This window comes from uncultured Campylobacter sp. (assembly GCF_938018145.1).
GTDB lineage: Bacteria > Campylobacterota > Campylobacteria > Campylobacterales > Campylobacteraceae > Campylobacter_A.
Map to the genome: position 1 here is coordinate 1 of NZ_CALIII010000162.1, position 10,232 is coordinate 10,232.

A 10,232-nucleotide genomic window follows, 5' to 3' on the forward strand; every position below is an offset into this window, starting at 1 on the left:
CAGGCTTTTGTAACAAATCTAAAATTTTTTTATATGCAATAATAGACTTATCTAAATTTATGTAGTTATTTTCTTGTGCTACATCAATAAATATATTTTTTAGAGTAGTATATTTATTGCTCATACGTTGACCTCGAAAAACCTAAATCTTTAAGAGACTGATTGATTGGTGTAGCATTTGATGTGTCAACTATTCTTGGGGTTATGATAAATACAAGTTCTGTTGTCCTAAGATTATCTTTTGTGCTTTTAAATGCATGTCCAAGCACAGGGATGTCTCCCAAGAATGGTACCTTTGTATTTTCCTTGCCTTTAGACTGAGCTATAAGTCCACCTAAAACGATTGTATCACCGCTATTTACCTGCACAACAGTAGAAAGCTTTTTTTGTATAGTATCTGGTGCGATTTCTCTTATGGTTGTGCTTTGCCTAACATCATCTTCATTGTATTTGAAGCTGCTAAGAGATGGATTAATACGGAGCATAATCTTATTATCGTCTGAAACCTCTGGTAAAATGTTAAGCAAAATTCCTATAAAAACAGAATATTGCTTATAGGTTATAGTGGTTTTACCATTTAAAGCGTTATTGTTTTGGCTTTCTTCCTGAACTCTATAGTTTACATTATCTCCCACGGAAATTAGGGCCTGTTGATTATTTAAAGTTGTAATTTTCGGGCTTGAAACAACTTTTGTTCTTCCATTTGTTTCTAGAAAATTTAAAACGCCGTCTAAATTAAAATTAAAACCTGCAATCAAATTCATGCTTTGAGAAAAACCACCGCCAAGACCGTTTCCTCTATTTGACCAAAATAGGTCATTTGCCGGAATCATTCCATATGTTCTGCTTAAAGTGGTCGTAGGATTACCAGCGGCGTCTTGTCCTACGGTTTCAGTTATGCCAGTTACGACCGTACGATTGTATAATCCGGTTTTAAAACCTATATTAAATTTACTCCAGTCTACACCTTTTGTGTAGCTGTTTGCTAACTCAACTGATATTATGGAAACATCAATGACTACTTGTTTTTTGAGTCTTTCCTGGATATCTCTAATATATTCTGAAACTCTTCTTAGTTGCGCCGCCGTACCAGTTACGGTGACTAATCCTGCATTGGCATTGATGATAGGATCCGGCGCAACGATACTTTCTGTAGTATTGTTTAGTATCGCTTTAATTTCAGTATCTAATTTTTCCCAAAAATCAAATTTTTCAACAGTCCTTATGATGTTGTCAAGCTTACCGCCGCCTTTAGTAATATCCGCTTCACCACTATCTTCTTTCTCGTCGCCAACTTCAATAGGGGCAGAATCAACCGATGCTTTTGTTATAGCCGTTCCTTCTCTAACGGATGTTATATAATCAATCTTAAATGTTTTAGTCTGGAGAGACGAAATTTTTAGTATATCCTGAGAAAAGGTATAGCTCATATCTTTTTCGGATAGCAAAAGGCTAAAAATTTCATTTAATGTTTTGTCTTTTATATTGATTCCAAAAAGCGGTTCGCTTATGGCGTCTTTGGCGAATTGATCTTTTGTAACAACACTAAAATGACACATGTCTGATAGTTGCGTTAAAATCTCTTGAACGGAAACTTGCTCATTAATTTTAAGGTTAAAAACTCTTTTTTCGCAACTATTGGCATTTGCTGTAGTTAGCGACAAAGCAGTTATAATGGATATGGTAAAAATTCTATTTAATTTTGATAACGACATTTTTATTTGCCCCTTTTGTTAAATTTAAATCGATTTTTTCATCTTTATTTATTAGTGTAACACTCTTGGATTTAATGCTTGCAAGCTCATATTCTCCAACACTATCCTTTGCTTGATACCACTTACCGTTTATTTTAGCTTTGTTGTTAAAAATAGCTTGCAGATCAAATGTTTCATCCAGAGACCCATTGTTGTCATGATTTGTGTTTTTAATTTTTAAAAAAGGATCAGAGAGGCTTTTTAGCTCCGATTCGCTTAAGCCCTTTCGTTGTTCATTGATTGCACTGAAAAGCTGATCATAGTGCTCCATTTCTGCCTGAGAATTGTTAGCCAAAGATACAGAGCAAAGCATTAATATAGAAAATAAGACTCTATTTTTCATTGATATTTCATCCCCCATATATAAATTCCCATATTTCCTTTTAATTTGCCATCAGTAGAATTTATATCTATTCCATTGACGTCTACTACTAGTTTTGATTCTTCAATAGCATTGATGTAGCCTATGATATCTTTATAATTACCATCGACTGAAACGTTAATGTCAAGTATTTGTTCTATTTTTTGCGCATTAGGCTCTTTAAAGGTATTTACAATTTTTGTTATTTTTACATTATTTTTATTTGCTAAAAGAGCCAAACTATCTAAGAAATCAGCCCAGCTTTGCTCATTAAAAATTAGATATGATAATTCTCGAAGCTTATTATCAAAATACTGATTCATATTTTTAGCATTAGCAAGTTCATTTTGTCTTTGTTTTAGCTCATTTTGCTTCTGATTTATTTTAAAATTTCTATCATTGTTTCTGTCGTTATTTTGACTTACGCTATCTAGATAAGCATTTACCTTATTTAATTGGTCTGTTGTTTGACTATTGGTTGACATTGAATTATCGTAATAGTCTTGCGCATATTGTATAACAGCATAATATGCAATAACGCCAGACAAGACAAGCGCCATAATTAACATCAATGTAACTTCGCTTGGCTTTTTTCCGTCGAAATAGTTATCGATTTTTACAAGTGTATTATCTTTTTTCATTATTTAATCTTTATAGTGACATTTGTTTCATATGATGGTGCTCCATAATTTTTATCGAGTAAAATTTCTCTAGTTAGTATGGAGTATCTTTCAGAATTGCTTACGTTTTGTATAAGCTCCGTTAATTTCTTTTCATCTTTACCTACTAGGGTAACTGTCATATTTCTGTCTGAGTTATTAATTTTTGCAGTCTGTATGTCTTTATTATTTATTAGATTGCTAAGCTCAAACAGTACAATGCCCTTCATAGGATAATTAACTTTTTTGTCATAAATTTCATTGATGGTATTTTTTCTAAAATTAATTCTTTCTTGTTCGGCCTCAATTAATTTTGAAGTATCTAAAATTTGTTGATCAGCGGCTGCCAGGGCCGACTCTATTCTTATTTTATCTGCATTGTTAATTTCATATTCACTCTTTTTATCTGCAGTATCTATATCGGTTATGATTCCTGATACATAAAGATACAATGGATGTAATAAGCCGAGTGATAAGCCAACTAGCACATACATAATAAGCTTGCCGCTGTTGCGTTGGAATAGCGGCAGTGGACGCAAGAAATTTGAGAAGTTAAAATCATTTTCCCAGGTTTCTTTGTAGTATTGTGCGTTAACCACCATAATATTATGGATGTTGCTTATCTCTATTTCTTTTGAGTTTATTGCGATATTTAGCTCAAGATTTTTGGTTGGTATATTTAGCTTTTCTTGCATAAATTCTGCAAAATCACCCATTGTTGCATCAGCTGCTATATATATGCTTGAAATACTTGACCCATTAAACCTGCTAAGACTATTTACGATATCGCCTATATAATAAGCTATCTCGTCAAAAATTTCCGTTATAAAATCTTTATTTTTATCATCCAGTGTATTTGTTACGTCTTTGATGATATCTAAGAATGCACTATCGTTTAGTTTATCTCCGCTTAAAGTAGCAAATTTTTCACTAATACCTTTTATAGAATATCTAAGTGGTCTTGACTGGACATACTCTCCGTTTTGGTAAACGGCTATAAAAGCGTCATCCTCTTGTATTACTATAAAGGCTTCCGTATCTTGAGCGGAAAGTATGTTCTTTTTGTATAATGCATCAAATGCCAATGGAGCAGGAACTACGTAATCTATAAATGGAATCTTCTTTACTGCTAAAGAGTATAATTTATCTGTAGATAAAATGTCAGATATGAATACATTAAAAACTTTAGTTTCGGATGAGATATTTGGAACCTCATTGTACACTATCTTGTATTCAGTTGCTGGATCTAGGTTAAGCTGCTCATAAGCTTTTATGGTTATTAGGTTTGATGTGTCGTCTTCTTCTGTTGATATCGGAATTTCCACGCTTCCTACCGTGATATCTTTATATTTGACATACGATATAAAAAAGCTATTTTTATTAGCTTTGCTTAATTCCGTTGGAAAAATTTTATTATTAGAAAAAGTATAAGAGGTTTGCAGATATGGATCGTATGTGACTATGCTTCCTGTATCGCCTTTGTTTTTTGCCATAGTTTAAATTTCCTCCAAACAAATAATCAATTGTATGATTGCAAAAAAATAATAAAACCCACAACCAATGGCGTTATTATAGCACAAAAATTAGGCAACCTAATAATTGTTTATAAAATATTCAAGCTTTTTATAGTTTTTTCGTCTTTACGCCAGTCTTTTTTAACGACTACAACGAGCTTTACGAGGATTTTTTGACCGGTAAAATTTGATATTAACTTTCTTGAATTTATCCCGATTCTTTTGATGGTTTGTCCATTTTTTCCGATAATCATAGATTTATGTATCTCGCGTTCGGTAATTATGGTGGCATAAATTTCAGTTATTTCCGGTCTTTCTTTGACTTTGTCTATGAGCACGTCGGTAGAGTAGGGGATCTCGTCGCTTAGATTGTCGTAGAGCGCCTCAAGGATAAATTCACGAAAAATTTCCTTTTCATTTGTCGGCGTTAAAAATTCCGGATCGTAAAAATACTCGTGTTCTGGCAAAAGCTTGCAAATTTCATCCAAAAGCGGCTTTTTGTAGGTTTGCTTTTTGACGCTAAAAGGCAAAAGCGCTGTAAATTTATCTTGGAATTTTTGATACTGCGCGATTTTTTCAAGCACCTTGGCGTTTGAGACTTCGTCAACCTTGGTGAGCACCAAGATATGTGGTTTTTGCGGATTTAAATTTAAAAATTTGACGTAGTCGTCTATGCCGTCGTGAATGGGCGCCAAAAACACGATCGCGTCGCAGTCGCCCATCGATTTTATCGCTTCGTTTATCATAAGTTTGTTTAGCGTTTTGTTGCTCTCGTGAAGCCCCGGCGTATCGGTAAAAACGATCTGATCTTCGCCGTTCATCACGATACCGCTGATCTTGCGCCTCGTGGCGTTTTGCTTGTGCGAGACGATGGTGATCTTCGCATCGAGCAAAAAATTTAAAAGGGAGCTTTTGCCTGCATTCGTACGACCGATGATGCTTACAAAGCCTGATTTCATAAGATATATCTCGCCAGGTCTTGATCCTCGACGACGTCTGATAGGCGCTTTTCTACGAGGGCTTTGTCTACCTCTACCGTCTCGCCGCCGTGCTCGTTAGCCTCAAAGCTGATATCCTCGATCACGCGCTCGATCACGGTGTGTAGGCGTCTAGCGCCGATGTCTTCCATTTTTTCGTTGGCGTTTTGAGCGATTTTTGCGATAGCCCTGATGGCTTCATCGTTAAATTTAAGCTCCACGTTTTCGGTTTTTAAAAGCGCTTCGTACTGCTTAAGTAGCGAATTTTTAGGCTGAGTTAAAATTTGATACAGCGCATTTTCATCTAGGCTATCAAGCTCAACTCGCAGCGGGAAACGCCCCTGAAGCTCCGGGATTAGATCGCTTGGCTTGCTGATGTGAAAGGCGCCCGCGGCGATAAAAAGGATGTGATCGGTCTTTATGGCGCCAAATTTGGTCGTCACCGTCGAGCCCTCCACGATAGGTAGCAAGTCGCGCTGTACGCCTTCTTTGCTCGGATCTTGTCTGCCGGAGTTTCCGGAGCTTACCGCGACCTTATCGATCTCGTCGATAAAGATTATGCCCTCGTTTTCGGCTCTTCGCACGGCTTCGGTTTTGATGCTCTCCATATCTAAAATTTTATCGCTAGCTTCGTTTTTGAGCGCCTCTTTAGCGTCTTTTACCTTCATCTCTTTTTTGACGGTTTTGTTGCTTAGGCCGATGATTTTGACGAAGCTCTCTTGCATTTGCGCCATATCGGGCGGCACGTTCGCACCCGCGTCAAAGCTATTTTGCACGACTTCTATCTCGATGCTTAGATCATCCAGATCGCCGTTTTCGAGCCTACTCATCATCTTTTCGTAGCTTTTTTCGTAGTCGGCTTTTTTCTCTTCGCTCGCACCTGTCGGCAGAGGCGGTAGGAGCTTTTTTATTATCTTATCTTTTACATATTCGTCGATTTTCTCGCGATTTTTCTCGCGCTGTTCGGCTTTGACCAAATTTACCGACGCAGCCGCCAGGTCGCGCACCATGCTTTCTACGTCGCGTCCGACGAAGCCCACTTCGGTGTATTTGCTAGCTTCTACTTTGATAAACGGCAAGCCCATCATCTTTGACAAACGCCTTGCGATCTCTGTTTTGCCCACGCCCGTCGAGCCTATCATTAGGATGTTTTTTGGCATGATATCGTCTTGCATCGTTTTATCTAGTTTCATCCTGCGGTAGCGGTTTCGTAGCGCGATGGCGATGATCTTTTTAGCGTCCTTTTGCCCGATGACGTAATCGTCTAAAAATTTCACTATCTCTTTTGGGGTTAAATTCATCTTTTCTCTATTCTAAAACGTAGGTTTTTATGTTCGTGTTCGTATAAATGCAAATTTCGCCCGCGATCTTTAGGCTCTCTTTTACGAGCTCTTCTTCGTCGATCTGGGCAAATTTATCAAGAGCCCTGGCGGCAGAGAGAGCATAGTTTCCGCCGCTTCCGATGGCGGCTATCTTGCCGTCTTCGGGCTCTACGACGTCGCCCGTCCCGCTTAAAAGGAAAATTTTCTCTCTATCAAGCACCAGCATCATAGCCTCTAGCTTGCGTAGATACTTATCCTTGCGCCACTCTTTGCTAAACTCGATCACGGCCTTTAGCAGGTCGCCTTTGGCGTGATCTAGGTTGTTTTCAAACATATCAAAGAGATTAAACGCATCGGCGGTACTGCCGGCAAAGCCCGCTAGGACCTTGCCGCCGTGGATTTTGCGGATTTTTACCGCATTGCCTTTTAGCACCGTGTTGCCAAAGCTCACCTGTCCGTCGCCGCCGATGACTGATTTGTTCTTGCCTTTGTAGGCTAAAATGGTAGTCGCGTGAAACACTTATTCGCCCTCGACGTCTAGTTTTAGCGTGGCGCGCACGGCGTGGCCGAGCTTGACGTCCACTTCGTAGATGCCGGTCGCTTTTATAGTGTGAGCAAAGTCAAACGCCTTTTTATCTACGACTAGATGATGATTTTTTTCTAGCGCTTCTGAAATTTCATCCTTCGTCACCGCGCCAAATAGCGCTCCGTTTGCTCCGAGCGGCTTTTTAACCTTGAGCGTGATTTTTTCGATCTCGGATTTTAGCTTTTCTATATTTGCGATCTCGTATTTTAGCTCTTCGGCCTTGCGTTTTTGCTCGGCTTCGTACTGGCGCAAAACATCGGGGGTTGCAGCTTTTGCAAAGCCTTTGCCGATTAGGAAGTTATTTCCGTAGCCTTCTTTTACCTCTTTGATTTCGCCGGCTTTTCCGAGCGATTTTACGTCTTTTATTAGTAGTACTTTCATTTTTATCCTTTATTTAGTTAAATTTGCGTCCGTTTTTGCGTCCGATGATAAATCTTAGCGCGTTTAGCTTGATAAATCCGTTCGCATCTTTTTGATCAAACACGCTATCCTCTTCAAACGTGCAAAACGCCTCGCTAAAGAGATTGTCCGTCTTGCTGTCGCGTCCTAGCACGATGACGTTGCCTTTGTAGAGCTCGACTTTGACCGTGCCGTTTACGTTCTCTTGGCTCTTGTCGATGAGCGCTTGCAGCATGATACGCTCAGGCGACCACCAGTAGCCGTTATAGATGAGCTCTGCGTAGCGAGGCATCAGCTCGTCTTTTAGGTGCGCCGCGCCGCGGTCTAGCGTGATGCTCTCGATCGCGCGGTGAGCTTTTAGCATTATCGTGCCGCCCGGAGTTTCGTAGCAGCCGCGGCTTTTCATGCCGACCGAGCGGTTTTCTACGAGGTCGAGTCTGCCGATACCGTGTTTTGCGCCTAGGCGGTTTAGCTCGGCTAGCAGCGCCGCAGGGCTCATTTTTTTACCGTTTAAGCTAACCGGATCGCCTTTTTCGTAGCCTATTTCTATTATCTCGCTTTCGTTTGGCGCGTCTTTCGGGCTTACCGTCCAGCGCCACATATCGGCTTCCGGAGCGTGAGCAGGGTTTTCAAGCACTAAGCCCTCGTAGCTGATGTGGAGCAAATTTGCGTCCATAGAGTAGGGGCTTTTGCCCGGTTTCTTTTCTATTTTGATACCGTTTTTTTCGGCGTATTTTAGTAGCTTTTCGCGGCTGTTTAGATCCCATTCGCGCCAAGGGGCGATGATGGTTAGGTTATCTCCCAGCGCGTAGTAGCCTAGCTCAAAGCGCACTTGGTCGTTGCCTTTGCCGGTCGCTCCGTGACTCACGCCGTCGGCGCCTACTTTGGCGGCGATTTCGGCTTGTTTTTTAGCTATCAGCGGGCGAGCTATCGAGGTGCCTAGTAGATATTCGCCCTCGTAGACGGCGTTTGCTCTAAACATCGGAAATACGAAATCTCGCGCAAATTCCTCTTTTAAATCCTCTATAAATATATTTTCGGGTTTTATACCGAGCTCCAGCGCTTTTTGGCGTGCGGGTTCTAGCTCCTCGCCCTGACCGATATCGGCGGTAAAGGTCACCACTTCGCATTTATACTCGTCTTGTAGCCATTTTAAAATAATGCTCGTATCAAGTCCGCCCGAATAGGCGAGAACGACTTTTTTCACGTCTTTTTTCATTCTCTATCCTTTATATTGAGATGACGCGTATTTTAGCCAAATTTGATTAATTTGTTATAAATATCTCCGCTAAAATCGCGTACGCTAAACGTCAAATTTACATTAAATTTAATATGTAGCGGCGAGGAATTAAAAATTTAAGCCAAATTTGGCTAAAATCGCCGCCATGAGAGTAGATAAGTTTTTAAATACCGTAAATATCACAAAAAGACGCGCGGTCAGCGAAGACATGTGCAAAAGCGGCGTCGTGAGCGTAAACGGCGTCGTCGCCAAACCGGCCAAAGAGGTCAAGATCGGCGACGTGATAACGATCAAATTTTTAACGAGAGAGGCGCGCTACGAGGTGCTAGCGATCCCGGAGACCAAAAGTATCCCAAAATCAGCCCAAGCGCTATACGTAAAAGAGCTATGATAGAGCTAAATTTGGGACTTGGCGAGCTTGAGGAGGTGGTAAAAATTTTACCCCAAAGCGGCGTCGTTATCTTGCAGGGAAATTTAGCTAGCGGCAAAACGACGCTAGTAAAAGCCATCGTAAAAGCTCGCGGCATCGATGCGGAGGTTACGTCGCCCACGTTTTCGGTTATGCAAAGCTACGGAGATAAAATTTATCACTACGACATCTATCAAAACGGACTTGACGCGATTTTGCAAAACGGACTTTTTGAAAATTTGCTAGAAGATGGCCTGCACCTGGTAGAGTGGGGCGACGAGCGACTGGAAAAGGCGCTAGAAAATTTGGGCGAAAAATGCGTCAAGGTAGTCATCTCGCCTAGCCAAAAAGGGCGAAAATACGAGGTTTACGGTGCATAAATTAGAAGTTAAAGATTTACAAAAAACGATCAAAAAAACAAACATCATAAAAGGTATCTCGCTAGAGGTCAAAAGCGGAGAGGTAGTGGGGCTGCTGGGGCCAAACGGCGCTGGTAAAACGACGACGTTTTATATGATCTGCGGGCTCATCTCGCCAACTAGCGGCAGCGTGTTTTTAGACGGCGCAGACGTGACGAAGGTGCCGCTACATAAGCGCGCGCATATGGGTATCGGCTATCTGCCGCAAGAATCAAGTATATTTAAAGACCTCTCCGTCGAGGAAAATTTACTTCTTGGCGCCGAAATCCTATATAAAGATGAGGCCGTCCGCGAGAAAAAAGTAAATGAAATGCTAAATTTGCTAAATATCGAGCCCATACGCCTGCGAAAGGGCGTGAGTCTAAGCGGCGGCGAGCGCAGACGCTGCGAGATCGCTAGAAGCCTAATCATTACGCCTAAATTTTTGCTACTGGATGAGCCCTTTGCCGGCGTCGATCCGATCGCCGTTAGCGACATACAAAGTATCGTTAGGGATCTAAAAAAGCTTGGCATCGGCGTGCTCATCACCGACCACAACGTCCGTGAGACGCTAGCCATCTGCGACCGCGCCTACGTGATCAAGGACGGCAGC

Annotated in this window: 12 protein-coding genes; 3 read left to right on the forward strand and 9 right to left on the reverse strand. The window is 40.9% G+C overall.

From position 1 onward, the window contains the following. Nucleotides 1–113: 113 nt before the first annotated feature. From mshL to Q0338_RS03685, 9 genes are all read right to left on the reverse strand, one after another. The gene (gene mshL / locus Q0338_RS03645; protein WP_298085574.1) at nucleotides 114–1,715 is read right to left on the reverse strand and encodes a pilus (MSHA type) biogenesis protein MshL; all 1,602 of its coding nucleotides are present in this window, start codon (nucleotides 1,713–1,715) and stop codon (nucleotides 114–116) included. Then, nucleotides 1,693–2,115, reverse strand: coding sequence for a hypothetical protein (locus Q0338_RS03650; protein ID WP_298085575.1), 423 nt, complete (start codon nucleotides 2,113–2,115; stop codon nucleotides 1,693–1,695). Before Q0338_RS03650 ends, mshL begins: the two co-directional genes overlap by 23 nt. Next, the gene (gene pilO / locus Q0338_RS03655) at nucleotides 2,094–2,756 is read right to left on the reverse strand and encodes a type 4a pilus biogenesis protein PilO (RefSeq protein ID WP_298085576.1); all 663 of its coding nucleotides are present in this window, start codon (nucleotides 2,754–2,756) and stop codon (nucleotides 2,094–2,096) included. The genes Q0338_RS03650 and pilO overlap by 22 nt, the downstream gene beginning before the upstream one ends. After that, a complete protein-coding gene (locus Q0338_RS03660) occupies nucleotides 2,756–4,267 on the reverse strand; it encodes a hypothetical protein (RefSeq protein ID WP_298085577.1) in 1,512 nt (503 codons plus the stop codon). The genes pilO and Q0338_RS03660 overlap by 1 nt, the downstream gene beginning before the upstream one ends. A 110-nt stretch (nucleotides 4,268–4,377) precedes the next feature. Further along, nucleotides 4,378–5,247 carry a GTPase Era gene (era, locus tag Q0338_RS03665; protein ID WP_298085578.1) on the reverse strand — a complete coding sequence of 290 codons (870 nt, stop codon included), beginning with the start codon at nucleotides 5,245–5,247 and terminating at the stop codon, nucleotides 4,378–4,380. After that, complete coding sequence (gene hslU / locus Q0338_RS03670) at nucleotides 5,244–6,566, reverse strand: HslU--HslV peptidase ATPase subunit (protein ID WP_009494477.1); 1,323 nt, start codon at nucleotides 6,564–6,566, stop codon at nucleotides 5,244–5,246. Before hslU ends, era begins: the two co-directional genes overlap by 4 nt. A 7-nt stretch (nucleotides 6,567–6,573) precedes the next feature. After that, nucleotides 6,574–7,107: an ATP-dependent protease subunit HslV gene (gene hslV / locus Q0338_RS03675; protein ID WP_009494476.1), complete on the reverse strand. Its 534-nt coding sequence runs from the start codon at nucleotides 7,105–7,107 to the stop codon at nucleotides 6,574–6,576. Continuing rightward, a complete protein-coding gene (gene rplI, locus Q0338_RS03680; RefSeq protein WP_002945216.1) occupies nucleotides 7,108–7,554 on the reverse strand; it encodes a 50S ribosomal protein L9 in 447 nt (148 codons plus the stop codon). Nucleotides 7,555–7,567: 13 nt separating this feature from the next. After that, nucleotides 7,568–8,791, reverse strand: coding sequence for an argininosuccinate synthase (locus Q0338_RS03685; RefSeq protein WP_298085579.1), 1,224 nt, complete (start codon nucleotides 8,789–8,791; stop codon nucleotides 7,568–7,570). Nucleotides 8,792–8,957: 166 nt separating this feature from the next. Here Q0338_RS03685 and Q0338_RS03690 point away from each other — a divergent pair, with 166 nt between their 5' ends. The 3 genes from Q0338_RS03690 to lptB all read left to right on the forward strand — a co-directional run. Next, the gene (locus Q0338_RS03690; protein WP_124851202.1) at nucleotides 8,958–9,203 is read left to right on the forward strand and encodes a S4 domain-containing protein; all 246 of its coding nucleotides are present in this window, start codon (nucleotides 8,958–8,960) and stop codon (nucleotides 9,201–9,203) included. Then, nucleotides 9,200–9,601 carry a tRNA (adenosine(37)-N6)-threonylcarbamoyltransferase complex ATPase subunit type 1 TsaE gene (tsaE, locus tag Q0338_RS03695; protein ID WP_298085580.1) on the forward strand — a complete coding sequence of 134 codons (402 nt, stop codon included), beginning with the start codon at nucleotides 9,200–9,202 and terminating at the stop codon, nucleotides 9,599–9,601. Before Q0338_RS03690 ends, tsaE begins: the two co-directional genes overlap by 4 nt. Next, the coding region (gene lptB, locus Q0338_RS03700) for an LPS export ABC transporter ATP-binding protein (RefSeq protein WP_298085581.1) at nucleotides 9,594–10,232 on the forward strand (639 nt) is incomplete at its 3' end. The genes tsaE and lptB, both read left to right, overlap by 8 nt.

Excerpts from the sequence above, each read along its gene's own strand:
- mshL (WP_298085574.1), bottom strand. The coding sequence starts at position 1,715 with ATGTCGTTATCAAAATTAAATAGAATTTTTACCATATCCATTATAACT.
- Q0338_RS03650 (WP_298085575.1), bottom strand. The coding sequence starts at position 2,115 with ATGGGGGATGAAATATCAATGAAAAATAGAGTCTTATTTTCTATATTA.
- pilO (WP_298085576.1), bottom strand. The coding sequence starts at position 2,756 with ATGAAAAAAGATAATACACTTGTAAAAATCGATAACTATTTCGACGGA.
- Q0338_RS03660 (WP_298085577.1), bottom strand. The coding sequence starts at position 4,267 with ATGGCAAAAAACAAAGGCGATACAGGAAGCATAGTCACATACGATCCA.
- era (WP_298085578.1), bottom strand. The coding sequence starts at position 5,247 with ATGAAATCAGGCTTTGTAAGCATCATCGGTCGTACGAATGCAGGCAAA.
- hslU (WP_009494477.1), bottom strand. The coding sequence starts at position 6,566 with ATGAATTTAACCCCAAAAGAGATAGTGAAATTTTTAGACGATTACGTC.
- rplI (WP_002945216.1), bottom strand. The coding sequence starts at position 7,554 with ATGAAAGTACTACTAATAAAAGACGTAAAATCGCTCGGAAAAGCCGGC.
- Q0338_RS03685 (WP_298085579.1), bottom strand. The coding sequence starts at position 8,791 with ATGAAAAAAGACGTGAAAAAAGTCGTTCTCGCCTATTCGGGCGGACTT.
- Q0338_RS03690 (WP_124851202.1), top strand. The coding sequence starts at position 8,958 with ATGAGAGTAGATAAGTTTTTAAATACCGTAAATATCACAAAAAGACGC.
- tsaE (WP_298085580.1), top strand. The coding sequence starts at position 9,200 with ATGATAGAGCTAAATTTGGGACTTGGCGAGCTTGAGGAGGTGGTAAAA.